A 25,492-nucleotide genomic window follows, 5' to 3' on the forward strand; every position below is an offset into this window, starting at 1 on the left:
CATAAAAAAATGTATTAAATCGATGATATTTGCATTTAATCGATAATTTTGTCATTTTATTCTTATTGAAATTAAGAATTGTCTCCTTTGTAAATAAAATTTATTTCTTATTTGTTTGGTTTAACTTATAGTTTTTTAGGATAGACTAAATATTGGTTTGCTTCAAAATATTGATATATAGTACATTATTGATTTTATTTTAAAGAATATTGTACGTAAATTTGCAAACTCTTTAAAAGAGATGTAAATATAATATCTTACTACTTAAAACGTAGTTTATTCTCATGGAAAATAGAAAAAAAGTTGCCTTTTATACGCTTGGTTGCAAACTGAATTTTTCAGAAACTTCTACAATTGCCAGAAACTTTAATGACGAAGGTTTTGACCGTGTTGATTTTGAAGAAATCGCCGATATATATGTTATTAATACCTGTTCAGTTACTGAGAATGCTGATAAGCAATTTAAGCAGGTAGTAAAAAAAGCAATGAAACTAAATGATAAGGCTTTTGTTGCAGCAGTAGGTTGTTATGCACAATTAAAACCCGAAGAATTGGCCGCAGTTGATGGTGTCGATTTAGTTTTGGGCGCTACAGAAAAGTTTAAAATTACCGACTATATCAACGATTTGAGCAAAAACGACATGGGAGAAGTTCACTCTTGCGAGATTGCCGAAGCTGATTTTTATGTAGGTAGTTATTCTATTGGAGATCGTACCCGTGCTTTCCTGAAAGTTCAGGACGGATGTGATTATAAATGTACGTATTGCACCATTCCGTTAGCAAGAGGAATTTCAAGAAGTGATGCTTTAGAAAATGTCTTGCAAAATGCCAAAGAAATTTCAGCTCAAAACATCAAAGAAATTGTTTTAACCGGAGTTAATATTGGAGATTACGGAAAAGGAGAATTCGGAAACAAAAAACACGAACATACTTTTCTTGATTTAGTTCAGGCTTTAGATAAAGTTGACGGAATCGAACGTTTGAGAATTTCATCAATCGAACCTAATTTATTGAAAAATGAAACGATAGAATTTGTTTCTAAAAGCAGAACATTTGTTCCGCATTTTCATATTCCGTTACAATCAGGAAGCAATGATATTTTAAAATTAATGAAACGCCGTTACTTACGTGAAGTATATACAGAACGTGTAAATAAAATTCGCGAAGTAATGCCACATGCCTGTATTGGTGTCGATGTAATTGTTGGCTTCCCTGGCGAAACAGATGAACACTTTTTAGAAACCTATCATTTCCTTAACGAAATGGATATTTCATACCTGCACGTATTCACTTATTCTGAAAGAGATAATACAGAAGCGGCCAATATGCCAGGAATTGTTTCTGCCAACGTAAGAGCAAAACGTAGTAAAATGTTACGCGGATTATCCGTTAAAAAACGTCGCGCTTTTTACGAAAGTCAATTAGGCTCAAACAGAACCGTTTTGTTCGAAAGTGAAAATAAAGAAGGATACATTCACGGTTTCACCGAAAATTACGTAAAAGTAAAAACACCGTGGAATCCTGAATTAGTAAATACATTACAAGAAATCAACTTAACAAAAATCGACGAAGACGGAAGCGTTCGTTTAGAGTTTTTAAATAAATTGGCTGAGGTTTAAATCTAGTTTGATAAAACTATTTTTTTTCAGGAGCTAATCCCGCTATCCGTTTCAATCTTTTGTGCCGAACACCGGCACAAAAGGATTTCCACTTCTATCGGGGCTAGGGCAATCATTGTCATAATATTATTTCCGTGTGATTTGTCATTGCGAGGAACGAAGCAACCACACTAATAAAAACAGAAAAGCCCTTTGTAAAAAAGGGCTTTTCTGTTTTCTATAACTTTGTCAAAGTTTTAAACTTTGACAAAGTTGAATGTTAGTTGTATTTAGAATAAATATTACTTCTGATCTTCAGGAATCACCAACTTCAATGAATTAATATAATCCGTATCAAACTCAATAACCCTGATTTTCTCCGGATTAAAACTCAATTCACCACCAAACTGACCTTTTATATCCAAGAAGTCAATAGTAAGTTCTTCGTCGTTTAATTCCAGCAATTTTCCTAAATAAGCTGATTTAGCTGATTTTTTCGAAATCTGAAAAATACCATATTTGTTATTCACATAAGTAAGGATCGAACTCAAATCGCGAATAGGAATAATATCCTCGGCATTTGTTTTTAAACCTTTCAGGCGAATTACTTTTTCAGTAAATTGAAGATCATGATCTCTGTGAACTTCTTCGATGTTTTTGTTTTTCAAAATCACATAACCATCCAATATAAAATCTTCAGGATTATTTCGAAGCAAAATCCAATCATCCGAATAATCAATAAGGAACCCGGTAAAAATCTCCTTCTTATCCGTAAATTCTATTGCAATTAATTGTCTTAAATATTGTTCCATCTTATTTTTTTTAAAATTCCAATTTTAAAATTCCAAATTCCAATTGTTGAAATTTTAACCTGCTCCAGGAATTGAAATTTGGAATTTAAAAGTTTGAAATTTAGTTGTTTTACTTTTAAGGATTCGTAGACCAGATACTACTGTTTTTAATAAAAACACGACGGCTTAATTTCAATTGCGCGATAATTAATTCGGCAATATCTTCAGACTGCATTACTTTATCCGGATTTCCATCGGTTAATTTTAAATCTAAAGCTAAATCTGTAGCAACCGTGCTAGGCGTTAAAGCTGTAACACGAATATTGTGTTTTCTCACTTCCTGCATCAAAGAATCGGTTAATCCCAGAACAGCAAATTTCGATGCGCTATAAGCACTTGTTAATGCGTTTCCGTTTAATCCTGCTGTCGAAGAAATATTAATGATATCACCTGTTTTTCTTTCGATCATATTAGGTAAAATGGCGCGTGTTGTATAATACGTTCCCATTAAATTTACCTGAATAATTTTTTCCCAAGCCGTTGGTTCTAATTCCATGAAATTTCCAAAAGCTGCGATACCGGCATTATTAATTAAAATGTCGATTGTTTTAAATTCAGCGAAAGCTTTTTCTACAGCACTATTGATAGAATTAATGTCCGAAACATCAGCAGATAAAGCTAAAGATTTTACGCCCAAAGCAGCCGTTTCTTTTGCCAATTGATCAACATCAGCCTGAGTTCGTGAAACTAAAATTACGTTTACACCTTCATTAGCAAGCGCGATTGCAATCGCTTTTCCAATTCCTTTTCCAGCTCCGGTAATTAAGGCATTTTTATTTTTTAAGTCTGTCATGATTTATTTTTTAGAAATGCAAAAAGCATCATTTTAGTAACACAAAAATACAGTTTTTGCTTCCTAAAACGATGCTTTAAGTTATTTTCTTAATCTAAGTTTAACAACTTATTTATTCTTTCAGAACCATATCGATACACATTACTGCCGCCAGAATTAATTGTCTAAGCGGACTATCAGGCGCGACACTTTCTTCGATTTGCAGTACATAATTATCAGCGCTGGTAAAAAACTCTTTACCCATTCCTGCCCATTTTTTACTTACCTGAGCCAATTGTTTATTTTCATGGCTGAATTTAAAATCCCAACCCGTCCATTTTCCCTGAAGCGTTGCTGCGGTTCTTTCGTTTTTATCCAGAATTTCGAATTTTCCTCCAATCGAAAATAATTTTTGTTTAAAGGTTCCCACTAAACGATCTTTCTCATCAAAAACTTCAACAGTCGAACGTAACCAGGCAATACCACGTTTTACCGAAATTAATTTTTCGCCCGAAGCAGTTGTAATTTCAATATCAAAAGGTGTCATTCTTTTATAATCTGTAAAGCGGAATACTTTAGTAAAAAAGCCCAGATTGTTTTCTCTGCAATTCATTATAATCTGATTGGTTTCAGGATCATAAATGTCATAATTGTTAGCAGCTTTAAACATTCCGATATGTTCTTTTACAAGAAATAAGTTTTGATTTAAAATAGGGTTCATTAAATTTTATTTGATGTTGATTTGTATTTTTTTTACTTGAATAAGTTTTGAAGGATTTTCAAAAGGAGGTCAAATGTAAAAATAATTTTGTTAATAAATCAATATTAAATAGGTTTGAAATTGACGAAATTGAAATCATTATTCTTTTTCTTTTAATGTAATAATAATAACTCCGTTCATAGCATTGCTTCCATAAATAGAAGTCGCTTCGATTCCTTTCAAAACTTTAATGCTTTCAATGTCATTAGGATTTACTTTAGAAAATTTATTTGCACTTATCAAAGTTCCGTCCAAAATGTATAGTGGTTCATCTACATTTGAAATAGATTTTGCACATACAATTCGTGTGGTTGAAGTTTTATTTTGAACCAAATTTGAAGGAATTTTTACTGCAGGAATTGTGTCCTTTGTTTTTGTAAAAGGTTTGGTTTCTATTTCTGTAGGCTTTTTTTCTACATGGTCTTTAGAAATTGTTTTTTCCTGCGCTTTCGCTACGAAACATATAAGCATAGAAAATGCTAATGAAATAAACTTTATGTTTTTCATGATCGAAATTTTAAATAAATTTTGGAATTAATCTTTGTCAGAGTGTAGAACTCTGACAAAGATTTTAAGACTGAATTCTGAGTTTTTATTCTATTTTTTAGGAGCTGGTTTTCCGTTTTTTGTGGTAATAATTACAACACCTTTTTTTCCTTTTTCGCCATATTTAGAGGTGGCTTCTAAGTCCTGAAGTACAGTGATAGTTTTAATTTCCTGTTTGTTCAAAGGTGCGTAAGGACTTGTTGGGTTTGTACCAAATAAATCATTTTCAGAATAATAAATCCCGTCTATAATATATAACGGAGCATCTAAAACTACTAGAGAATCTACATTTTCAGGTTGCAAATTAGGAAGTTCTCTCTGCATCATCTGATCTCGTTTTGTATCGTCGCTGTGCGAGATTGCATTTCCGTTAAGGATAATTAATGGAGCACTTTTTTTCGCCATTTGCGGTTGCTTATCGGCAAACCCAACTCTGGCCGATTCTCTTTCTGCGGTTTTATAAGAACTGTAACCCTGAACTGCTTTGTCTTTAGAAAGCGCATTTTCATCTTCGGTTGAATGATCTTCTTCTATTGGTGCAGTAATAACAGCGTCAGCAACAGGTGCACTAGCTGATTGAGATATTACTGGCTCATAATAAGCAGGCGCTTCATAGCCATTTGCAACGACCTCTTGTTGTCGTTTTATTTGTTTGTCTAAAATTTCAGCAGCCTCGGCTTTTGGTACTATTGGTGATTCTGAGGAGACAATAGTACTATTTTTTTCTATATCAGAATTTTGATTCATTTCGTCCTTTGATTCGGTAACGACAACTTCATCACTTGTAGTATTCATTGCCTTATCTGATTTTATAAACTGGGATCCTATCGAAATTAGTAGTAAAACAGAAGCTGCAATGGCAATCTTTTTCCATAATGAGATCGCTTTTTTGTCTTCTTTTTTATCGAGTTTTTCTTCAACACGGGCCCAAACCTTATCCATTCCGGGAAAGTCCTTTTGCTCCGAGTTCTCTGCGGCTTTTTTAAATTTATCGAATATTTTATCTTGATTGTCCATGACTATTTTGCTTTTTGGTAATACAGTTTATTTACTAAATCTTTTAGCTTGGTTTTAGCGGCATTCAATTGTGATTTTGATGTGCCTTCAGAAATGCTTAGCATTGCCGCAATTTCTTTATGCCCAAAACCTTCTATAACAAAAAGGTTAAAAACAGTTTTACAGCCGTCTGGTATATGGTTTAGTAAATTAAGTAAATCTTCTTCTTCCAGCGTATTGATCTCATCCGTAAAAGGTTGCGAAAGCAATTTAACATCATCAAGATACATATTGAAATTGGTGTTTTTCTTGATGGTGGCCAAACAATGGTTAACCGTTATTTTTCGCGCCCAGGCCTCAAAAGCCAGAACTTCTTTTAGTTGTTCCAGTTTTGTAAATATGGTATAGAAAGCGTCAGCCATAGCTTCTTCTATTTCTTCTTCCTTTTTTAGGTATCGTTTGCAAAGGCGATACAATTTTGGAGCCATATGCTCATAAACCTGACGCTGAGCATCTCGGTTCATTTTTTTGCAGTTAGAAATTAGCGTTTCGTTTATCACAATTGTTGTCTTTATACTAAAGAGGGTTAAAAAGATAAAAAGGTTGGGACGGTTATTAAATTTTTTTTAAAGGTTCTAAGTGGCAAAGGTTCAAAGGTACAGAGGTTTTTTGTAGAGACGCACTGCTGTGCGTCTTCGCCCAATGCGTCTTCGTTTTATTGTTTTATTGGCGGATATTCTTTGCGCGAGACGCACTACTGTGCTTCTCTACATTATTATAGGAGTCATTGCGAGGAACGAAGCAATCTCATCCAGTATTTTTTTGACTAGCAAATTTGCTTTTGTTAATGTGGTTGCTTCGTTCTCCCAATGAGAAAAACTGAGATTAATTTTTATCTTTCATGTTTCTATACCAATTTTCTATTTTTTTAACAGATTCTTCATCTGTTTTGGGATTACAATTCAAACCCAAATTAATTTTAGTATTTGAGATATAAGAATTTAGAAAAATTATTGCAAAACCTCCAACCTCAGCATTTTCATTCGAAATAAAAGAGGAAAATACATTCATATACCCACAACATTTTTCACGAGAATTCATAATCGACATTAAATATTCCACATCATTTGATTTTACCCAATTCTCGGGAAAATCCCCCACCATAGATATACTATTTATTGGCGTTTTATTGTATCTTTCTTTAAAAAGTTCAATGAATGATTTTGGATCTAGATCTTTTGGTGATAAATTTTTATAATATTCCTTTTTTGTTTTATTTATTTTAAAATTATAAAATAGATAACTGCCACTCAAAAGAATGATGACTACTAATAAAGGAAGAAGTATTTTTCTCATGAAAGTTATTGTTACTTAACCGGCAAAGTCAACTTAAAAATCTTAGTTTCTAACAAGTCAGTATCATTATCTTCACAAAGCAAAAACTCGATTTTGTTGTTTTCTTTTTTATAGAAAGTCAATCCTTCGAATTTATTCGTTGAGGTAATTTTTTGCGTAAAATCTATTTTCATGGTTTTAAGATCGATTCGGCCAATGAAACTTCCTAAGATTTCTCCGTCGTCGTAAGTTGATTTGGTGTCTTCGGTGGTTGAAAGGAAATAGATTTTGTCTTCGACCAAAATAGCATCGGTAAAACTAGAGCGAATACCTTTTATTTTTGGTAATTTATAATTAGTGGCTACTAAGGCAAATTCTTCTCCCAAACTTTTGGCATGAATGGTAAAAATGGTGTTTTTGTTTGAGATTCCGTTGCCGCGATTGAATAAATACCAGTTTTCGCCATCGAAGATTGCACCTTCAAGATTAAAATCTTCCGGTTTTATTTCGCCAAAACTTTGCATTAAACCGTATAAATCGACCAGATTATTTTTTTGCAACACCTTTTTGTTTTTAAGGTCAAACTCAATCATCTTGTTTCGGTTTTCGGTAGATCCAGAACCAAAAACATATAAGGTATCGTTATGATGTGTTAGGGATTCAAAATCTGGTTTTAGATTTTTAGGGATATTTTGTGTTGGATTGTCAATTAAAGCATGTTGGTTTAATTGTTGATTTTGCATATTGTATTCGTATAAAAATCCGCTGTTGTCGCCAATAATATATAATGAATCATTATTAAAAAATAATCCTGATGCAGAACCGATGCCTATGATTTGAAATAATATTTCTAATGTGAATTTTTCCATGAATGTTTTTTATTTTAGAAGAGCTAGTTTATTTCTAAAATCTTCTATTTCTGTTTTACTTTTTATTTTTAATATTTTGACCAATTCAAAAAAATCAATTTTTCCTTGAGAATAATACGAAAAGAGTTCTTCTTCTACTTTTTCCATATCGCTTTCGTTGTACAATTCAAAGTTATAAGATTTTGATATTCCGGAATTAAATCTTAATAATATTTGATTATTGATTCCGTTCGATAATGACGATGCAAAACCTGTTGCGCCATTTGGTTTTCCGTAATAATCATTATTTGTAATCTCAATTGATTTAATTTCATCTATGTGAAATTTTTCCTGATCTACCACAATGTGACTTTTATAGAATTCTAAAAAGCCAGTAAATTCTCCACTTAAATTTTCCGGTTTTACTAATCCAATTGATTTTAGTGCTAATCCTATAAAAGCGAGTAAAAGCATTAATGCTATCATTATATCTTCAAATATTCCCTTTTCAGGATTAAAAAATGTCTGTTTTATAATTGATATTATATACAATGAAAGTATTGCTGTAAAAATTATTAAAGTATTATTCCAATGAAACTTTTTTGACTTTTTGTAAATGTTGAATCTTTGCATTTCTTGATTAAAGGAAATTTATTTTAAAAACCAATGCCTAGCCCTGATAGCAATGAAAATACTTTGAAGAGAAATTGTATTTTTTCCTGACAGAACAAAGCGACCGGAGGAAGCTCTTGTTATGGCTTTGGAAAAAAACAGTTTATCTAAAAGTATTGTAATGAATAGCAGGAATATGCTTCGTAAAATTAGTATATTTATAATAATTAAAATGAAAGATATATGAAATCGATAGATCCGAATGATTTTAAAGTTACTGAAAAAATAAAATTATCTAAAATTCCGACTTTGCTCAAGGTAAATGGTGATGATGATGACAAGATTGAAAAGCTGGATAAGGTGCAATCGAAATTGAGCAAGCAGCAAGATACGATGTATGCTCATAACAGATACGGGGTTTTGATTTGCTTGCAGGGTATGGATACTTCGGGTAAGGATAGTTTGATTCGGGAGGTTTTTAAGGAGTTTAATCCGCGTGGTGTCGTGGTGCATAGTTTTAAAACGCCAACTTCGACTGAATTAGAGCATGATTATTTATGGAGACATTATATGGCTTTGCCTGAAAAAGGAAAGTATGCGATTTTTAATCGTACGCATTATGAGAATGTTTTGGTAACGCGTGTGCATCCTGAATTTATTCTGGCGGAGAATTTGCCGGAAATTGAAACGGTTGAAGATATTCCGAAAGATTTCTGGAAAGACAGAATTGAACAAATTAATAATTTTGAAAAGCATATTTCGCAAAACGGAATTATTGTGCTTAAGTTTTATTTGCATTTAAGTAAAGAGGAACAACGCCAAAGATTATTACGCCGACTGGAAAAGGAAAAACACAACTGGAAGTTTTCTTTGGGAGATTTGAAGGAACGCGGACATTGGGATGAATATCAGGAATATTATGAAGAGGCAATAAACAAAACATCGACTAAAGATGCTCCGTGGTATATTGTTCCTGCTGATGATAAAGAAATGGCGCGTTATATTGTAGCCAAAATTATATGGGAAGTAATGCAGAAACATACTGATATTAAGGAACCTGAGCTGCCTGAGGATATTCAGGAAAATATAGGAATTTATAAAAAACAGTTAGAAAATGAGTCTTAGAAATAAGGCTCTTTTTTTTGCTTCAATGTTATTGTAAGTTTATGAATGTTTTGTATTACTAATTTAATGTTAATTTTTTTTGGCATAAAGACGTGATTTTATGCATAGTCTTATTTTTTTGATAATATCGAAGTCATTTTAAGTTAAAGAGTAGGGGTTTACTTTGTAAAAAAAATAAAACCAATTTTTAGCTAATGAAAAGAATTATTCTACCCCTGGTTATCTTGGGTTCGTTGATTGCATCTTGTAATGATAACGACTCTAAAGACGAAACTGAAACACCAACAAGTGTTGTATTGAAGGATCAATCTGTAACGCCAAGTTTATTGAAGGCACAGGCAGGTTTTGAGAGTTTGAAAATCTATTCTCTTTTTAGTTCAGATGATGTATTTCCGGACAGTCCTAAATTTGTTTTTGGAGGTTCTGCCGATGGTTCAGGTTTATTGAAAAACACTGACGGAACTTTTACTTTTTTAGTAAACAACGAGGACAATTTTGCTGTTTCGAGAATTACACTTGACAAAACATTTAAACCTACTAAAGGAGAATATTTGTTGAACTCTAGTGGAGGAACATGGAGATTATGCGGTGCAACTATGGCTACAAAAGAAGAGCATGGTTTTGGACCGGTTTATTTAACTTGTGGAGAGTCTGGAGAAGAATCTCGCACGCATGCATTAGATCCTTACGGAAGTGTAGGTTCAGCATCTGTATCTAAAGAATTATCTGGTTTTGGTCGCTTAAGTGCTGAGAATGCTTTACCATTACGTACATCTGCCTATAAAGGGAAAACGGTAGTTGTTATTGGTGATGACGATTCTGGAACTTACGGAGGTCAGGTTTTTATGTATGTATCGAATGCTGTAGGTGATTTAACTAGTGGTTCTTTGTACATGCTAAAAAGAAACGATGATAACCAAAGAGAAAAAGATATTGAGGTTAATAAATCATACCCGGTTTCTTTTGTGAAAATCGACAATCATACAACGCTTACAGGTGCGCAAATCAATGCATCAGTAAATACTCTAAAAGCGATTAAATTTGGTCGTGTAGAAGATTTAGATTACCGTAAAGGTGGTGACGCTGCTGATCGTGAATTGTATTTTAACGTAACAGGACAAAATACAACAGGAACAAATGCTGATGGTTCTAGAACTAAATACGGTAGAGTTTACAAATTAAACCTGGATGCTGCTGACCCATTAAAAGGAACTCTTGAAGTTATTCTTGACGGAGATAACCGTTCTGGAATTGCTGGTAAATTTCAGAATCCGGATAACATTTGTGTAACTAAAAACTACGTTTACGTTCAGGAAGATGCTAACGGATACGGTGATGAAACTCACGATGCTTACATCTACCAATACAACATTGCTACAAAAGCTTTGAAAGTTGTAGTAGAATTAGACCACCGTCGTACAGCAACAGATGCTGCGAAATATAACGTAGGCGGAACTTCTAAATTTGGAGATTGGGAATATGGTGCTTTGATCGATGTATCGGATCAGTTAGGTATTCCGGATACTTTTATGTTGAGCGTTCAGCCACATACATGGACTGGTGATAAATACTTAAGTCCTGATGGAGGAACAAATCGCCCGAAAGAAAATCAGGCAAGTCAAATATTAGTACTTAAAGGTTTAGCGAGATAAATTTTTAAGTCATTATAAAACAGTCATCCACTATTTCTATTTGAAGTAGTGGTTTCTGTTTTTCTGAATATTCCTCTTTTTAATTTTTATTAGATCATGAAAAAAATATATTGTTTGTTCTTTCTGGTTGTATTTGTTGCTTGTCAGAAAAAAAGCAAACATCAGGAAGTTAATGAATTATTTCAGTCAGATATTACTTTGTTGATTGAAAAAGTAGCCAAACTAAAATATTCGGTACAAGCAGATTCTACCGAAGCGCAAATTCAGCGACAATTTCTGGAAGCGCATAAAAGCTATAAAAAGGTCGAAATGATAAGTGAGTATTATTCGCCAGCAGTTTCTAAATCGATTAACGGTCCGGCCATTCCTGAGTTTGAAGAGAATGATAAAGTAACCGTTGCACCCGAAGGTTTTCAGGTTATTGAGGAATTGGTTTTTCCTAAATACGATACAGGAAATAAAAAAGAATTACTACAGGAATTAGGAGTGCTGACGGCAAATTTAATTCGGTTAGAAAAAGTTTCGAAGTCGAATGAACTAACTGATGCGCATGTTTTTGATGCCATGCGATTAGAAGTGTATAGAATTATTACTTTAGGAATTACAGGTTTTGATTCTCCTGTTGTTTTAAATTCAATTCCTGAAGCATTTGTAGCTTTAGAAACAATTGAAAAATATTATAAAGTTTATCTTGAAAATAAATCGGTTTCAAACTCTAAAGAGGTGCTTGAGGTTTTAGAAAAAGGAAAAAAGTATTTACAAACCAATACCAATTTTAATGCTTTTGATCGTGCTTATTTTATAAAAGAAGTTTTAAATCCGTTGAGTAGAGGAATTTACAAAACGCAATCTGAATTGGGAATTCCGTTTATGAAAGAGCAAAGAGGTTTAAGAGTAACAGCTCAAACTTTATTCGACAAAGATGCCTTTGATCCTGAAGCATTCTCTGGTTTCCCGGATTATAAAACAACGCCGGAGAAAATTGCTCTGGGCAAAAAGTTATTCAATGATCCGGTTTTATCCGGAAATAATACGCGTTCGTGTGCGTCATGCCATCATGCGGAAAAAGCTTTTACAGACGGATTAGAAAGAGCGGTTTCGCTTGACGGAAAATCGATGATTCAGCGTAATACGCCAACATTAACAAATATTGCTTTTCAGCGTGTATTTTTTGCCGATTCAAGAGTAAGTTATCTTGAAGATCAGGCAGTAGCGGTGATTAAAAATGAAAACGAAATGCACGGATCTTTAGAAAAGTCGGCTTTGGCGATTCAAAAGAATAGTGATTATGTGAAGGATTTTAAAAAGGCTTTCCCGAAAGGAGAAATTAATGAATTTGAAATTAAAAATGCTTTAGCTTCTTATATTCGCTCGCTGAGTCATTACGATTCTAAGTTTGACGAATACATGCAAAACAAAACCCAACTTACAACAGATGAAAAAGCAGGTTTTAATTTATTTGCCGGTAAAGCCAAATGTGCGACATGTCATTTTATTCCGTTAACCAACGGAACTGTTCCGCCAAATTTCGATCGCTCTGAGAGTGAAATTTTAGGAACTCCAAATAAAGCTAAAAAACTCGACGGAGATTTGGGCAAGTTTGTAATCACGCAAGCTGCGATTCATAAATATTCATTTAAAACTCCTACGATCAGAAACATAGCACTTACTGCTCCGTATATGCACAATGGTGTTTATAAAACGCTCGAAGAGGTAATTGATTTTTATAATGAAGGCGGAGGATTAGGTTTAGGATTCGATCTCCCAAACCAAACTTTACCGGAAGACAAATTAAATTTATCTGATATAGAGAAAAAACAGCTTATTGCTTTTATGAGAACTTTGACGGATAAGAAGTATTTGGAGAAAATAGAGAATAGAAAATAGAGAATAGAGTAAAGAAATTAGCTTTGCTTGTTTGTGGTTTTATTTTACCGCAAAGCACGCAAAGTTTTTTACGATAAGATTTTATAAACGCAAAGTTCGCAAAGCTGTTTAAACACAAAGCTTTGCGAACTTTGCGCATTCTTAGCGTTCTTTGCGGTTAAATTTTTTAGCTACAGATCCCACAGATTTTTAAAAATTAATTCGTGCTAATTCGTGAAATTCGTGGCAAAAAAAATAAAATAGTTCCATTGGTCAAAACAACAATGTAGTTCATCAAACTAATTTTAATAGCGTTTTAGGTTTGTGCTCCTTTGCAGCAAATTAATAAAAACTATTATCATGAACATGAACAAATTATTATTGCTTACTACAATTTTCTTATTAGGATTAGTTGCTAAAATGAATGCACAATCTCCGCTTCCTATTCATATTGGGATAAAAGGAGGATCTAATTTTTCTGAATTACCAGTTTCAGATGGCTTTAGTTCAAAATATGCTGTAGGTTATTTTGGTGGTGCAATGGCTCGATTTGATTTTAAAAGATTTTATATTCAAAATGAAATCTTGTATAGCGAGAAGTCGTCTAAAATTGATAAAACTTCAGGAACGGGATCTAAAAACGCAAAATGGAGAAGTATCGAAGTGCCTTTGGTTATTGGATACAAAGTAGTTGATCTTGCCGCCTTAAATGTCAGAGTTTTTGCTGGTGGAGTTTATTCTTATGTTTTGGATGAAAACTTTTCATCATTAAATCAATTGAAAGATTCATACAGAAAATTCGATAAATCTAATATTGGATATCAGGTTGGGGCAGGAGTTGAGGTTTGGAAATTTACTGTAGATTTTACCTATCAGGGCGGATTGAATAATGTGAACAAAAATTTCAGTTCAAAACCTAATTCATTCAATGTTGGTATTGGTTATTTTTTCTTATAACCCTACATTTTATCACGCGATCCTATATACAGCAAAGAATCTTTTTGGTTCTTTGCTGTTTGTTTAAAAAATATAGGGTTAATTTTGAATATAAATTTTCTTATAAATTATTGAGATGGTTACAAATTATAAAAATAGGCATTGGATATTTTTAGTCTTTTTTTGGAGCTTATTAGGTATGACAATCTGGGCGCAGATGATCGAAGATTACGATTTTTTTACGGCCACAATTCAGGCTGTTTTAGTTTTGTTTTGCTCTGCCGTTTTAGCGCATATTTTAAGTGATGTCATACTGCCCAAAGCGCTAAAGCAAAATAAAATGAACTGGTTTGCTTTACAAAGCGTTGTTGTTGTACTGCTTTTGGCATTTTGTCTGTCATTCATTTATATTGTTTTTTCAGATTCGGTTTTGAGAAGAAAAGCATATCCTGAAGCAGAAGATGTAGATTCTCTTCATTTTTTGTGGACACGATTTTACGGTAATATTCCATCAGCGATTTTAATTTGCGGTACTGCTTGCGGACTTCGATTTTATCAGGAACATAATGTCATCGAAAGAAATCATGCGCAGTTACAGCAAGTGCACCTTGAAGCTCAAATCAAGATTTTGCAGGATCAGATTAATCCGCATTTGATGTTTAATATCCTGAATCATATTCATATTCTAATGCAGAGTAATGTACAATTGGCATCTGCTTTATTGGTTCAGTTTTCGGATATTTTGCGTTATCAGTTGTATGAATGCAATAAAGAATATGTGCCATTGCATCTTGAAATTAAATATCTAAAAGATTTAATTGCTGTTGAAGAAACCCGTTGGGGAAATGAACTGGAAGTAAAAAGCAAATGGAATATCGAAGACGGACAGCTTCAGATCGTGCCGCTGCTTTTGGTTCCTCTGATCGAAAATGCTTTTAAACATGTTTCCCGACTTCCAAACGAAAAAGGATATGTGCATTTATCCTGCGAGCAAATAAACCATCAATTGAATTTTAAAATCGAAAACTCATATACAGAACAATATAAAATTCCGTCTAAAAGCCAGGGATTAGGATTAGAAAATGTAAAGAAAAGATTGGCGATTCAGTATCCTGAAAAACATCAATTCAATATCAATAAAACCAATTCTGATTTTACGGTTACAGTAACTTTAGATTTAAAATGATTTTTTTTAGCCACTCCCGATAGTTATCGGGATTGCGCTCTTTGCGGTTAAATTTTTAGCCACAGATTAAAGGATTAAAATGATTTTATTTTCGCCACGAATTACACGAATTAACACGAATTTTTAATCTGCTAGAATTTAACATAACGCTTTGTGCTCTTTGCATACTTTTTAAGACTTAAAACTTTGCGAACTTTGCGTATCCCGATAGCTATCGGGATTGCGCTCTTTGCGGTTAATTTTTTTAGCCACAGATTAAAGGATTAAAATGATTTTATTTTCGCCACGAATTGCACAAATTATCACGAATTTTTAATCTGTTATAATTGAACATAATGCTTTGCGTCCTTTGTATTCTTTTTAAGACTTAAAACTTTGCGAACTTTGCGTATCCCGATAGCTATCGGGATTGCGCTCTTTGCGGTTAAATTTTTTAGCCACAGATTATCAGATTAAAAGGATTTTAAAATTTTCAAACAAACATTCAACCTGAAACAAAGAAAACCTGAAACAAAAATAATATTATGAACATGAAATGCCTCGTTATCGACGACGAACCCATCGCAAGAAACGGAATCGTAGACTTTATTTCTAAAATTGATTTTCTGGAAGTAGTAGGAACTTGCGCCTCGGCATTAGAAGCCACTTCATACCTTCAGGAAAAGCAAATCGATTTAATGTTTCTGGACATCAACATGCCTTACCTTTCCGGATTAGAATTTCTGGAAGCATTAGATAATCCGCCATTGGTGATATTTACAACCGCTTATTCAGAACATGCTTTAGACGGATATCGTTTACAAGTTGTTGATTATTTACTAAAACCTATTACGTTTCAACGCTTTTATCAGGCATCATTAAAAGCCAGACAATGGCATCAGATGATTCAGTCTCCAAAACAAAATCAGTTAGATCCTTTTTTATATGTGCGTCAGGAAGAAGGATTTCAGAAAATTTCCTGGGTAGATATTTTATATATCGAAGGAATGCAGAATTATGCGAAACTTCATTTTAAAGATAAAGTCATTGTTATTCATCAAACCATGATTTCATTAGAAGAAACACTTCCGGCAGAGATTTTCTTTAGAATTCATAAATCCTTTTTGGTAAACATTACTCATATCGATTCTGTTTCCGGCGGACGATTGTTTATAAAAGGACAAGAACTACCTATTTCAAGAACACGCCGCGAAGCGCTTTTGAAAGAGGTAGTCTATAAAAACTTATTAAGCAGATAGCTCTAGAATTTCCATTTTAGAGCTACTGCTCCATAAAATGTCGTCGTAAATTTAGGATCGGCCATATCTTTTTCTTTAAAAATATCTTTGATTTTTCTATTCGTCGTAGAGAAATTACGAACCAGTGTAGTTCCTGCAGTAGGTTCCAGAGTCCAATGCTCGCCAAATTTAAATTGAGGTCTCAAACCGGCAATAATTTGCTGATATCCTAATAACGAAGATTTATTTCCAATTTTGGTTTCTGCCGTCATTCCGCTTAATTCTACAACTGCTTTTAAATCGAAATTATCAGACATTCTATAACCAATTTCTGCACTTTGCGGGAAAGCAACTTTAAAATGTAAAGCTCCTGTAGATTCCCAATTAAAATAAATTCCAGGAAGTACCATCGGAACACCAAAACTATTGGTTAAAATAGGTCCAAGACCTAAAGCCATATTTGGATTAAACTGTTTGATAAAAAGAACACCACCCTGAATTAGTAAATCATCTTTATTAATTTCGACCATATCGGTATATACACCTACAGAAGCCATGATCAATAAAGACCACGAAGGAGAAATAGAACGCAAATGCTTAACACCAATTTGTGCGTTCAGTAATTCAGTTGGAAATCCGCCCTGAAATTCTACCGGAAGATCCTGAATTTCGTAATTCTTGTTTTGCATTTTGGCATAACTTCCGTTAAGAAAAACGGCCCAGAGTTTCGGATGATTGTATTTATCCATTTCTAAAGATATTGGTACTTCAAAAGTGATCTGAGCTCTTTTAAAATTGCTCTCAGCATTTGTTTTAGTACTGTCCATTGGCCGAACGTATTTAGAAAAAGGAACGTAATCGACTTTGAATTCTCCTGAGATTCCGGATTGTGATCTTGCGGCAATAGAAGCCAATAAAAAAAGGAAAAGTTGTGAGAGATAAAAAACTGTTTTGTTCATGATTTTATTAATTTTTCTGCGAATTACCGCGTTCCAAATCAATCTTAAAAAATCATTTGACTAATGGCAGTTTTGTTTTGACCAATGGTAGTAAACAACAATAAACCCAAAAGGATTTACCTCCTTGAGAGTTACTTTATAAGGAAAACAGAAATGTTATAAAAAACTAAACCCGAGAGACTATGCGATCTCTCGGGTTTATACCAAAAACAAAAAAATAAAATAAACCTTAACTTTTATAATTTAAAACCATAGGCTAAACGTAAAGCCACCTGATTGGTATTAAATTTATTGTAGTCCTCATAACGGACACTAATGTCAATGTATTTGTTGGCGTACCCAATTCCCGGCGCCCATAAAAAGGTAGTTTGATTATAGTCGTTTGTCACAGCAAAACCTGCTCCAACTTCACCCATAACATAAAATTGATCTTCCCAAACGAAAGCTTTAAAACCCGCTTTTGCCGGAATAAATCCTAGATCTTTTACTTCAACTCCATTTTGATCTTTCATAAACAAGTTTGTAAAACCTGTAGTTAACGTCAACGATGCTTTCTTTGTCAAATCATATTGCAAACGAACATCTCCACCAAGTGCCCATCTGTAATCATTGTCAGTTGGTATTCCACCATTCACCCCAAAACCTAATCTAAAACCCTGATCGTAATTTTTAATTTCGCTATCCTGAGCAAAAGTTGTATTGGCGTATAAAAAAGCGAAGGCACATAAGCATAACATTTGTAATTTTTTCATGGCTAGTATTTTTGAATTATTAATAATGTAAAAGTAAAAGAGAGACCTTTGGAGCTTGTTATATAATTTTTACAAATTGTTATATAATATTAGGGTTGGTGGAAAATCAGCTTAATATTCGCTTATGTTTTCTATAATACCAAAGAATCCAAAGCTTCTGATTATCTTTGCCGACTAAAAAAGAAGTAGCAGTGAATTTAAAGCAGTATACCAAAGAGTTTTCGTATAATTTAAGATTGGCATATCCTATTATATTAGGAATGGTGGGGCATACCTTAATAGGTATTGTAGATAATATCATGGTAGGTAAGTTAGGAAGTACAGAACTTGCCGCGGTTTCGTTAGGAAACAGTATGATTTTTATCGCAATGTCGTTAGGAATTGGTTTCTCGACAGCCATTACTCCAATTGTAGCCGAAGGTGATGCTGAAAAAAATGACAACAAAATTCGTTCGGCTTTTCATCACGGATTGTTTTTATGTACGATTTTAGGATTGGTACTTTTTGGGGTAATTGTTTTGGCAAAGCCAATAATGGAATTGCTGCAACAACCTGCTGATGTTATTGCGTTGGCAAAACCATATCTTGATTGGGTGGCTTTCTCGTTGATTCCTCTTATTATGTATCAGGGATATAAACAATTTGCCGATGGATTATCGTTGACAAAATATTCTATGTATGCAATGATTATGGCCAATGTGTTGCACGTTGGTATCAATTATATGTTGATTTACGGAATCTGGATTTTTCCAAAAATGGGAATTATTGGCGCAGCTTTAGGAACCGTAATCTCAAGAATATTTTTGGTAATGTTCATGCATATTATGTTGTCGAGAAGAAATGACTTAAAACGTTTCTTTAAAAACTTCAGCTTTGATGAGATTAAAAAAGAAACCATCAAAAAGATTATTAGCATAGGATTTCCATCAGCGATGCAAATGCTTTTTGAAGTGGTATTGTTTACTGCATCAATCTGGCTTTGTGGTAATATTGGTAAAACCAGTCAGGCAGCCAATCAAATTGCGTTGAGTCTGGCTTCGTTAACTTTTATGTTTGCGATGGGATTAAGCGTTACCTCGATGATTCGTGTAAGTAACCAAAGAGGATTGCAGGACTTTAAAAACTTAATTGTTGTAGCCCGTTCTATATTTTTGCTGGCCATTATTATCGAAACCGTTTTTGCGATTCTGTTTGTCGCTTTCCATAATTTCCTTCCTCATATCTTTTTGAATATGGAGAATACCGGACAAATTCTCGACAATAGCGAAGTAATCAGTATTGCATCAAAATTACTTTTGATCGCGGCGGTTTTTCAAATTTCTGACGGAATTCAGGTTGTTGTTCTAGGAGCTTTACGCGGATTGCAAGATGTAAAAGTTCCAATGTATATTACGTTTGTGGCGTATTGGATTATAGGTTTTCCTATTTCTTATTATTTAGCCGAATATACTGAATTAAAGGCGCAAGGAGTATGGATAGGACTTTTGGCCGGATTAACTTCTGCTGCAATTTTCCTTTATGTTCGCTTTCATTTCCTAACAAAAAAATTAATCCAAAATTCACTTTCAAATAGTTAAATTTGAAGCTTGAATAAAGTTGCCACTGATTTCACAGATTAAAATGATTTTTTAAAATAATGTGTAAAGCTGTGGTAGAAAATAAATAAGCCAAATTGCAGGGATTCATACAGATTATAAAATCTTTTTAATCCTTTTAATCTGTGACAAATAAAAATAACAAATACATAAATAAATATGGAATTACCTAAATTTTTACTCGGAGATAATACTGACTTTCCAGATGATATTTTCATCATTCACCTTGATTACCCAAGATTCATTATCAACTTAAAAGATGATGAGGTTGAGTTTATGGAAGAAGCAGAAGATCTTGACGAAGCAGAATTGAATGCCGAAATGGAAGGTTTAATTGTTCTCGCGAATGAATTTTACGACAGAGAAATAAAACGTTACGAAGAGTAGAGACGCGCTTAAATGCATCTTTTAAGGTATCCCTAGCCCAAAAATATTTAAATCTTTCTAATGAAAAAATTAAGTTATTTAAAACCCATTTTTAATTTTATAGCAATCGGATTGCTAATTACTACTTTAAGTAGAATCTTTTTATTTTTTATATTTAGAGAGAGGGTAGTACAAACACCGGATTTCTGGTATATTTTTCCAATCGGACTTCGAATGGATTTAATATTATTATGTTATCTGTCGTTTCTGCCAGCAGTTTTAATTACTTTTCTGCCCAATAAATGGCTAAAGTTTACCAATAATTTTTTGGTAATTTATAGCTTTTTATTTCTGTTTCTGATTCTTTTTGTAGAATTGGCTTCACCGGATTTTGTGAAACAATACGATACACGACCAAACAAGATTTTCTTAGACTATCTTATTTATCCTAAAGAAGTTGTGGGAATGCTTTTAAAAAGTTACCTGACTTCGATCATTGTGACTTTTATAATTTTGGGAGTTGTAATTTACTTTGCTTTCAAGAAAGGGAAGAAGTATTTTCATACTACAAGTACCGAATATAAATTCAAATTAATACTATTTCCATTAGTTGCTTTTTTATTGTTTTTTGGAGCCCGTTCAAGTCTTACTTCAAAACGTCCTATCAATGCCAGTAATGCTGTTTTCTCAACAGATCAGCTAACAAATACTTTGGGATTAAATTCATTTTATACCGTAGCTTTTGCAGCTTATTCGATTAAGAATGAAGGAAACACGAAGATGTACGGTAAAATGGATGAAGCCGAAGCAATCGCTCGTGTAAAAAAATACATGATTGCCGGACCAAATGATTTTACAGATGCCGAAATTCCGTTTCTGCATGTGCAGCAACCTGATACTGTTGTGAAGAAACCTTATAACCTGGTTATTTTTCTACAAGAAAGTTTAGGAGCGGAGTATGTTGGAATTTTAGGCGGAAAACCATTAACACCTGAATTTGATAAATTATCGAAAGAAGGATTATTGTTTACCAATTTATATTGTACTGGAACACGAAGCGTTCGCGGAATCGAAGCAGTTGTAACCGGATTTTTACCATCGCCATCAGAAAGTGTAGTAAAGTTAGGAAACTCACAACAAGGATTTTTTACTTTGGCTGAAGCCTTAAAGCAAAAAGGATACGATACTAGTTTCATCTACGGTGGAATGGCGAATTTTGATAATATGGCTTCGTTTTTCAACGGAAACGGTTTTCAGGATATTGTAGATCAGGAAGATTTTGAATCTGATGGACACAAATACGCTTTCAAAGGAACCTGGGGTTATTCAGATGAAGATTTGGTTACTAAAGCCAATAATTATTTTAAAGCAAAAAGCGATAAACCGTTCTTTTCTTTAATGTTCTCGACTTCAAATCATGAACCTTTTGAATATCCTGCGGGAAGAATCAAACCTTATGATGCAAAACCGGCAACGGTAAATAACGCCATGAAATATGCCGATTTCTCTATTGGGAAATTCTTTGAAATGGCGAAAAAAGAGCCTTACTTCAAGAATACGATTTTCATCGTAATTGCAGATCATAACACTAGAACTTATGGTAAAAATTTAGTACCAATTAATAAGTTCCATATTCCTGCTTTGATTATAGGACCTGGAGTTCCAAAAGGAACGTCTTATAGCAAATTGGCAAGTCAAATCGATATTCCGCCAACTCTGTTGAGTTATTTAGGACTTCCGTTTGAAACACCAATGGTAGGAAGAAATCTAAATAAATTAGATCCAAAAACGCAAGGAAGATCGATCATGCAATTTAATGACATCAATGCCTTTAGAGTCGAAAATCAAGTTGTAATCATGCAGCCTAATTTGAAACCTTTACAATTCGAAATCAAAAATGATACGACTTTAGTTCCTGTAAAATTAAATGAAGAATTAGCAAAAGATGCTTTGGCACATGTAATTACAGCAGGAAATTTGTATAAAGAAAACAAATACAAGTTGAGAAAGAAATAACTTATATGGTTAGGAAAAAAGTCTTATTATTTTTTAAAGTACACGGACAACAAACTCTGAGCAGCTGTAAAAGGTGAAATTTCATCGTTTTGCACTGCTTTTTTGTTTTGTTCTAATTGCGAAATGATCTCAGGCTGATTGTAGAAATTCAGTTTCAATTGTTCATTAATCGTTTCCATCATCCAGAACTGATTTTGTTCTTTTCGTTTTTCAGGAAAGAAACCCGATTCATTTGTTTGTACAAAATATTGAGAAATAGTATCCCAGATTTCAGAAATACCATCTTTTGTAATGGCGCTGCAAGTCGTAACTTTTGGCTGCCAGTTTGATTTTTTGGGAGGAAATAAATGCAAAGCACGGTTAAATTCCAGTTTCGCCTGATTCGCTTTTTTGATATTATCGCCGTCAGCTTTATTGATGACAATAGCATCGGCCATTTCCATAATACCGCGTTTTATACCCTGAAGTTCATCGCCGGCACCAGAAATTTTCAGTAATAAAAAAAAGTCAACCATACTGTGTACCGCAGTTTCACTTTGTCCGACACCAACAGTTTCGATAATAATAGTATCAAAACCTGCCGCTTCACATAAAATAATAGATTCTCTTGTTTTACGAGCTACACCGCCCAAAGTATCTCCCGAAGCACTTGGTCTGATAAAAGCATTTTCATCTTTTACCAGTTCTTCCATTCGGGTTTTATCGCCTAAAATACTTCCGTGCGAAAGTGAACTACTTGGGTCAACCGCTAAAACAGCGACTTTTTTGCCTAATTGTGTCAGGAAACTTCCAAAAGCTTCGATGAAAGTACTTTTTCCAACACCGGGAACACCCGTAATTCCTATTCTAATCGATTTATTAGCGTGAGGCAAACATCCATTAATCACTTCGTTTGCTTTTGCAGTATGTTCAGGATTTGTGCTTTCGACCAAAGTAATGGCACGGCTAAGAGAAGTAATGTTTCCGTTTAAAATTCCATCAATCAATTCGGCAGAAGAAGGTTGTTGTCTTCTGTTTTTCTTAATTTGATTGATAGCAGCCACATTGGTGATTTCAGGAGGTGAAATTCCGGCTTTTTCGTGTAAACTGCTTGATGGATTTTTTGAACTTGACAAAATATTGTTTTTGGTACTGTAAAAGTACAGAAAACAAAAACAGTTTCAAAAAAGGATTTTCTTTGAAACTGTTTGGATTTATTCGCCACGAATTCACGAATTATTTTTGAATTTAATGACAAAGTTTGAAACTTATGCGCAATCATTCGTGAATTCGTGGCTAAAAAAAAAAATTAATAAGCCGCAGTAAAACGAACCTGATGATGTTTTGCGTTTTCTGCTTCGTCAGCGATAACAACTGCTAAATCTTCTACAGAAAGAATACTTCTTTGTTCGTCATTAAAAACTGGATTGTCTAAACCTAAACGATATTTTCCAGTTCTTCCGGTTGTAATGCCCTGATGCATTTCGAAAGCAGGACTAAAAAACGCCCAGTCTAATTCTTTTTCTTCTTTCAGGATATTCAAATAATCTCTTGCTGCAGTTGCGCCAGCATGATATTCTTTTGGGAAATCTGGAGTATCTACGGCTTGCAAACCTGGAGCAACAAACAAACTTCCGGCACCACCAATAGTAATGAAACGTTGAACACCGGATTTTTTTACCGCTTCCTGAATCGCTTTAGATCCTGAAATAAAATCATCGTAAATGTTTGGATTCGTCCAACCTGAATTAAAAGCGTTGATTACAACATCGTTTCCTTTTAGAATTTCAGCCAAAGCATCAACATTATAGATGTCAGCACTTTTCCAGTTTACATTGGCTGTGTCTTTTGGGTTTCTTGCAATAGCAGTAATGTCATGATTTCTGTTTGCTAATTCGTTTAAAATGGCAGAGCCCACAAATCCTGTAGCTCCAATAATTGCGATTTTCATAATATATAATTTTTATTAGTAATAAAAAATGTTACAGTTTTGAGTAAAAAAATAGTTCTAAAATTGGTTCGAAAAATCTTCAAGAGAAATTTCTTGCAATTGAGCGCTTACTTTTTGATTCATGTCGGAATATAAATTGGCCAGATTTTGATTGATTTTTTTACCAACCGGACAATCCGGATTCGGCGTATTTTTAGCATACCCTAAGTTAATACTTTCAAAAGTCATTTCAAATATTTCTTTTAATGTAATTTTCGAAGGATCTACAGCCAGTTTTGTTCCGCCATTTTTACCTTCTTTGCTCTCTACAATATGATTGGCTTTTAGATTGGCAATTTCTTTTCGAACCAAAACAGGATTCAAATTAATACTTCCCGCAATGTACTCAGATGATAAATAATCATTTGGATACTTTGTAAGTAAAGTTAAAATGTGAATCGTTATGGCAAACTTACCTGAAATCATACTGTAATAAAATATGTTACAAATGTAGTTAGGTTTCACCAAATAAAAAAAGATTTTAACGAAAAATTAAAATTCGCCAACAATTTATAAATCCCTATTTTTGTGATTACTCAACTATATGAACAATTTTATCCTTATATTTTTCTTTCTCGCTTTGGGTTTGATCTTGCAGCATATCAAGCAATTTCCAACTCATATCTATAAGGTTTTAAATAAGATTGTAATTTATATCTGCCTTCCTGCCATTACCTTATATCACATTCCTAAAATAAAATGGAGTAACGAATTATTATTCCCGATAGCATCAGGCTGGATTAGTTTTATACTGGCTTTTGTATTTTTTCATTTTTTAGGAAAGAGGTTAGGCTGGTCTAATAAACTCATTGGTTGTTTGATTCTCACTGCAGGATTAAGCAATTCATCTTTTTTGGGATATCCCATTATTGAAGCTTTATTTGGAAAAAAAGGTTTAGAAACCGCCATCCTGGTCGATCAACCGGGAACTTTTGTTGTAGTATCAACTTTGGGTGTTTTTGTAGCCGCTTTTTATTCAAAAGGAAGCCCGGACGCTTTTAGTATCTTCAAAAAAATAATATTTTTTCCGCCATTTATTACCTTTATTGTGGCGTGTTTATTAAATGTCTTTCAATACGATTTAGAGGTAAACCTACAAACGGCTTTACTAAAAATAGGAAGTTTGGTAACACCTTTAGCATTACTTTCGGTAGGATTGCAACTTACCTTCAATAGAAAAAGTCAGCATTGGCGATTTCTCAGACTCGGACTTTTCTTTAGGCTTATTATAACGCCTTCGATCATTTTCGTGTTGTATGTTTTTATTTTCAACCAACATTCAGAAGCTATTAAAATTACTATCATGGAAATGGCAATGGCACCAATGATTACAGGCGCAATTTTAGCTTCGACTTATGGCTTAAAACCCAAATTAAGTAGTATGATGATCGGTTTTGGAATCCCAATTTCGTTTGTTACCCTCGCCATTTGGTACTTTGTAGTAAGTTTTATTTAGTCTTCGTAACTAATTCGATAGAGAAAATAGAATTTTAACTTTTTTTTACAAAATCCGTGTTTTCCTTATGCCTTTTTTG

Annotated in this window: 25 protein-coding genes; 11 read left to right on the top strand and 14 right to left on the bottom strand. The window is 33.5% G+C overall.

Annotated features, from left to right (window positions below; translation table 11 throughout):
• Window positions 1-284: 284 nt before the first annotated feature.
• Window positions 285-1,619, top strand: coding sequence for a tRNA (N(6)-L-threonylcarbamoyladenosine(37)-C(2))-methylthiotransferase MtaB (gene mtaB / locus FLACOL7796_RS09725; RefSeq protein WP_173970606.1), 1,335 nt, complete (start codon window positions 285-287; stop codon window positions 1,617-1,619).
• A gap of 281 nt (window positions 1,620-1,900) precedes the next feature.
• On the opposite strand, the gene FLACOL7796_RS09730 is transcribed toward mtaB, so the two are convergent.
• The 9 genes from FLACOL7796_RS09730 to FLACOL7796_RS09770 form a co-directional block, all read right to left on the bottom strand.
• Window positions 1,901-2,410: a hypothetical protein gene (locus FLACOL7796_RS09730; RefSeq protein ID WP_173970607.1), complete on the bottom strand. Its 510-nt coding sequence runs from the start codon at window positions 2,408-2,410 to the stop codon at window positions 1,901-1,903.
• Between the two features lie 115 nt (window positions 2,411-2,525).
• Entirely contained in the window at window positions 2,526-3,242 is a 717-nt protein-coding gene (locus FLACOL7796_RS09735; protein WP_173970608.1) for a 3-ketoacyl-ACP reductase, read from the bottom strand.
• A gap of 112 nt (window positions 3,243-3,354) precedes the next feature.
• Window positions 3,355-3,942, bottom strand: coding sequence for an LURP-one-related/scramblase family protein (locus FLACOL7796_RS09740; RefSeq protein ID WP_173970609.1), 588 nt, complete (start codon window positions 3,940-3,942; stop codon window positions 3,355-3,357).
• Between the two features lie 138 nt (window positions 3,943-4,080).
• Window positions 4,081-4,488, bottom strand: a complete 408-nt coding sequence (locus FLACOL7796_RS09745; protein WP_173970610.1) for a TonB-dependent receptor plug domain-containing protein — start codon at window positions 4,486-4,488, stop codon at window positions 4,081-4,083.
• A 90-nt stretch (window positions 4,489-4,578) separates the two neighbouring features.
• On the bottom strand, window positions 4,579-5,544 hold the full coding sequence (locus FLACOL7796_RS09750) for a hypothetical protein (protein WP_173970611.1): 966 nt from the start codon (window positions 5,542-5,544) through the stop codon (window positions 4,579-4,581).
• A 2-nt stretch (window positions 5,545-5,546) separates the two neighbouring features.
• Window positions 5,547-6,047: an RNA polymerase sigma factor gene (locus tag FLACOL7796_RS09755; protein WP_173970612.1), complete on the bottom strand. Its 501-nt coding sequence runs from the start codon at window positions 6,045-6,047 to the stop codon at window positions 5,547-5,549.
• Between the two features lie 361 nt (window positions 6,048-6,408).
• Entirely contained in the window at window positions 6,409-6,879 is a 471-nt protein-coding gene (locus FLACOL7796_RS09760; protein WP_173970613.1) for a hypothetical protein, read from the bottom strand.
• An 11-nt stretch (window positions 6,880-6,890) separates the two neighbouring features.
• Window positions 6,891-7,727: a DUF6929 family protein gene (locus FLACOL7796_RS09765; RefSeq protein WP_173970614.1), complete on the bottom strand. Its 837-nt coding sequence runs from the start codon at window positions 7,725-7,727 to the stop codon at window positions 6,891-6,893.
• Window positions 7,728-7,736: 9 nt separating this feature from the next.
• Window positions 7,737-8,180, bottom strand: coding sequence for a hypothetical protein (locus FLACOL7796_RS09770; RefSeq protein ID WP_173970615.1), 444 nt, complete (start codon window positions 8,178-8,180; stop codon window positions 7,737-7,739).
• A 381-nt stretch (window positions 8,181-8,561) separates the two neighbouring features.
• Between FLACOL7796_RS09770 and FLACOL7796_RS09775 the strand changes: the two genes are divergently transcribed.
• From FLACOL7796_RS09775 to FLACOL7796_RS09800, 6 genes are all read left to right on the top strand, one after another.
• Window positions 8,562-9,443 (top strand): PPK2 family polyphosphate kinase, encoded by an 882-nt coding sequence (locus tag FLACOL7796_RS09775; RefSeq protein WP_173970616.1) that lies wholly within the window; start codon window positions 8,562-8,564, stop codon window positions 9,441-9,443.
• A 194-nt stretch (window positions 9,444-9,637) separates the two neighbouring features.
• Window positions 9,638-11,095: a PhoX family protein gene (locus tag FLACOL7796_RS09780; protein WP_173970617.1), complete on the top strand. Its 1,458-nt coding sequence runs from the start codon at window positions 9,638-9,640 to the stop codon at window positions 11,093-11,095.
• Window positions 11,096-11,191: 96 nt separating this feature from the next.
• Entirely contained in the window at window positions 11,192-12,982 is a 1,791-nt protein-coding gene (locus tag FLACOL7796_RS09785) for a cytochrome-c peroxidase (protein ID WP_173970618.1), read from the top strand.
• Between the two features lie 339 nt (window positions 12,983-13,321).
• On the top strand, window positions 13,322-13,918 hold the full coding sequence (locus FLACOL7796_RS09790) for a porin family protein (protein ID WP_232067343.1): 597 nt from the start codon (window positions 13,322-13,324) through the stop codon (window positions 13,916-13,918).
• Between the two features lie 115 nt (window positions 13,919-14,033).
• Window positions 14,034-15,083, top strand: a complete 1,050-nt coding sequence (locus FLACOL7796_RS09795) for a sensor histidine kinase (RefSeq protein ID WP_173970619.1) — start codon at window positions 14,034-14,036, stop codon at window positions 15,081-15,083.
• Between the two features lie 524 nt (window positions 15,084-15,607).
• A complete protein-coding gene (locus tag FLACOL7796_RS09800) occupies window positions 15,608-16,321 on the top strand; it encodes a LytR/AlgR family response regulator transcription factor (protein WP_173970620.1) in 714 nt (237 codons plus the stop codon).
• A gap of 2 nt (window positions 16,322-16,323) precedes the next feature.
• Here the strand turns inward: FLACOL7796_RS09800 and FLACOL7796_RS09805 are convergent, their stop codons facing one another.
• Window positions 16,324-17,259, bottom strand: a complete 936-nt coding sequence (locus FLACOL7796_RS09805; protein ID WP_173970621.1) for a DUF6268 family outer membrane beta-barrel protein — start codon at window positions 17,257-17,259, stop codon at window positions 16,324-16,326.
• 236 nt (window positions 17,260-17,495) lie between these two features.
• A complete protein-coding gene (locus tag FLACOL7796_RS09810; protein ID WP_173970622.1) occupies window positions 17,496-18,011 on the bottom strand; it encodes a hypothetical protein in 516 nt (171 codons plus the stop codon).
• A 191-nt stretch (window positions 18,012-18,202) separates the two neighbouring features.
• Here FLACOL7796_RS09810 and FLACOL7796_RS09815 point away from each other — a divergent pair, with 191 nt between their 5' ends.
• The 3 genes from FLACOL7796_RS09815 (at window position 18,203) to FLACOL7796_RS09825 (ending at window position 21,988) form a co-directional block, all read left to right on the top strand.
• Window positions 18,203-19,588 (top strand): MATE family efflux transporter, encoded by a 1,386-nt coding sequence (locus FLACOL7796_RS09815; RefSeq protein WP_173970623.1) that lies wholly within the window; start codon window positions 18,203-18,205, stop codon window positions 19,586-19,588.
• A 177-nt stretch (window positions 19,589-19,765) separates the two neighbouring features.
• Window positions 19,766-19,993, top strand: coding sequence for a hypothetical protein (locus FLACOL7796_RS09820; RefSeq protein WP_055095484.1), 228 nt, complete (start codon window positions 19,766-19,768; stop codon window positions 19,991-19,993).
• A 213-nt stretch (window positions 19,994-20,206) separates the two neighbouring features.
• Window positions 20,207-21,988 (top strand): LTA synthase family protein, encoded by a 1,782-nt coding sequence (locus FLACOL7796_RS09825; protein ID WP_232067344.1) that lies wholly within the window; start codon window positions 20,207-20,209, stop codon window positions 21,986-21,988.
• Between the two features lie 26 nt (window positions 21,989-22,014).
• On the opposite strand, the gene meaB is transcribed toward FLACOL7796_RS09825, so the two are convergent.
• The 3 genes from meaB to FLACOL7796_RS09840 form a co-directional block, all read right to left on the bottom strand.
• The gene (gene meaB, locus FLACOL7796_RS09830; protein ID WP_173970625.1) at window positions 22,015-23,103 is read right to left on the bottom strand and encodes a methylmalonyl Co-A mutase-associated GTPase MeaB; all 1,089 of its coding nucleotides are present in this window, start codon (window positions 23,101-23,103) and stop codon (window positions 22,015-22,017) included.
• Window positions 23,104-23,276: 173 nt separating this feature from the next.
• Window positions 23,277-23,918, bottom strand: coding sequence for an NAD(P)-dependent oxidoreductase (locus FLACOL7796_RS09835; RefSeq protein ID WP_173970626.1), 642 nt, complete (start codon window positions 23,916-23,918; stop codon window positions 23,277-23,279).
• Between the two features lie 57 nt (window positions 23,919-23,975).
• Complete coding sequence (locus tag FLACOL7796_RS09840) at window positions 23,976-24,383, bottom strand: Rrf2 family transcriptional regulator (RefSeq protein ID WP_173970667.1); 408 nt, start codon at window positions 24,381-24,383, stop codon at window positions 23,976-23,978.
• A 118-nt stretch (window positions 24,384-24,501) separates the two neighbouring features.
• On the opposite strand from FLACOL7796_RS09840, the gene FLACOL7796_RS09845 reads away from it, so the two are divergent.
• On the top strand, window positions 24,502-25,413 hold the full coding sequence (locus tag FLACOL7796_RS09845) for an AEC family transporter (protein WP_173970627.1): 912 nt from the start codon (window positions 24,502-24,504) through the stop codon (window positions 25,411-25,413).
• Window positions 25,414-25,492: the final 79 nt, after the last annotated feature.

The organism is Flavobacterium bizetiae (genome assembly GCF_902804475.1).
Classification (GTDB): Bacteria; Bacteroidota; Bacteroidia; order Flavobacteriales; family Flavobacteriaceae; genus Flavobacterium; species Flavobacterium bizetiae.

Bases quoted from the DNA above. Each gene is read 5' to 3' on its own strand.
- FLACOL7796_RS09750 (WP_173970611.1), bottom strand. From the start codon at position 5,544: ATGGACAATCAAGATAAAATATTCGATAAATTTAAAAAAGCCGCAGAG.
- FLACOL7796_RS09800 (WP_173970620.1), top strand. From the start codon at position 15,608: ATGAACATGAAATGCCTCGTTATCGACGACGAACCCATCGCAAGAAAC.
- FLACOL7796_RS09810 (WP_173970622.1), bottom strand. From the start codon at position 18,011: ATGAAAAAATTACAAATGTTATGCTTATGTGCCTTCGCTTTTTTATAC.
- FLACOL7796_RS09780 (WP_173970617.1), top strand. From the start codon at position 9,638: ATGAAAAGAATTATTCTACCCCTGGTTATCTTGGGTTCGTTGATTGCA.
- FLACOL7796_RS09765 (WP_173970614.1), bottom strand. From the start codon at position 7,727: ATGGAAAAATTCACATTAGAAATATTATTTCAAATCATAGGCATCGGT.
- FLACOL7796_RS09755 (WP_173970612.1), bottom strand. From the start codon at position 6,047: ATGAACCGAGATGCTCAGCGTCAGGTTTATGAGCATATGGCTCCAAAA.
- FLACOL7796_RS09820 (WP_055095484.1), top strand. From the start codon at position 19,766: ATGGAATTACCTAAATTTTTACTCGGAGATAATACTGACTTTCCAGAT.
- FLACOL7796_RS09835 (WP_173970626.1), bottom strand. From the start codon at position 23,918: ATGAAAATCGCAATTATTGGAGCTACAGGATTTGTGGGCTCTGCCATT.
- FLACOL7796_RS09760 (WP_173970613.1), bottom strand. From the start codon at position 6,879: ATGAGAAAAATACTTCTTCCTTTATTAGTAGTCATCATTCTTTTGAGT.
- FLACOL7796_RS09840 (WP_173970667.1), bottom strand. From the start codon at position 24,383: ATGATTTCAGGTAAGTTTGCCATAACGATTCACATTTTAACTTTACTT.
- FLACOL7796_RS09845 (WP_173970627.1), top strand. From the start codon at position 24,502: ATGAACAATTTTATCCTTATATTTTTCTTTCTCGCTTTGGGTTTGATC.
- FLACOL7796_RS09805 (WP_173970621.1), bottom strand. From the start codon at position 17,259: ATGAACAAAACAGTTTTTTATCTCTCACAACTTTTCCTTTTTTTATTG.
- FLACOL7796_RS09745 (WP_173970610.1), bottom strand. From the start codon at position 4,488: ATGAAAAACATAAAGTTTATTTCATTAGCATTTTCTATGCTTATATGT.
- FLACOL7796_RS09775 (WP_173970616.1), top strand. From the start codon at position 8,562: ATGAAATCGATAGATCCGAATGATTTTAAAGTTACTGAAAAAATAAAA.
- FLACOL7796_RS09770 (WP_173970615.1), bottom strand. From the start codon at position 8,180: ATGCTTTTACTCGCTTTTATAGGATTAGCACTAAAATCAATTGGATTA.
- FLACOL7796_RS09790 (WP_232067343.1), top strand. From the start codon at position 13,322: ATGAACATGAACAAATTATTATTGCTTACTACAATTTTCTTATTAGGA.
- FLACOL7796_RS09730 (WP_173970607.1), bottom strand. From the start codon at position 2,410: ATGGAACAATATTTAAGACAATTAATTGCAATAGAATTTACGGATAAG.
- FLACOL7796_RS09785 (WP_173970618.1), top strand. From the start codon at position 11,192: ATGAAAAAAATATATTGTTTGTTCTTTCTGGTTGTATTTGTTGCTTGT.
- mtaB (WP_173970606.1), top strand. From the start codon at position 285: ATGGAAAATAGAAAAAAAGTTGCCTTTTATACGCTTGGTTGCAAACTG.
- FLACOL7796_RS09795 (WP_173970619.1), top strand. From the start codon at position 14,034: ATGGTTACAAATTATAAAAATAGGCATTGGATATTTTTAGTCTTTTTT.
- FLACOL7796_RS09740 (WP_173970609.1), bottom strand. From the start codon at position 3,942: ATGAACCCTATTTTAAATCAAAACTTATTTCTTGTAAAAGAACATATC.
- FLACOL7796_RS09825 (WP_232067344.1), top strand. From the start codon at position 20,207: ATGGATTTAATATTATTATGTTATCTGTCGTTTCTGCCAGCAGTTTTA.
- FLACOL7796_RS09735 (WP_173970608.1), bottom strand. From the start codon at position 3,242: ATGACAGACTTAAAAAATAAAAATGCCTTAATTACCGGAGCTGGAAAA.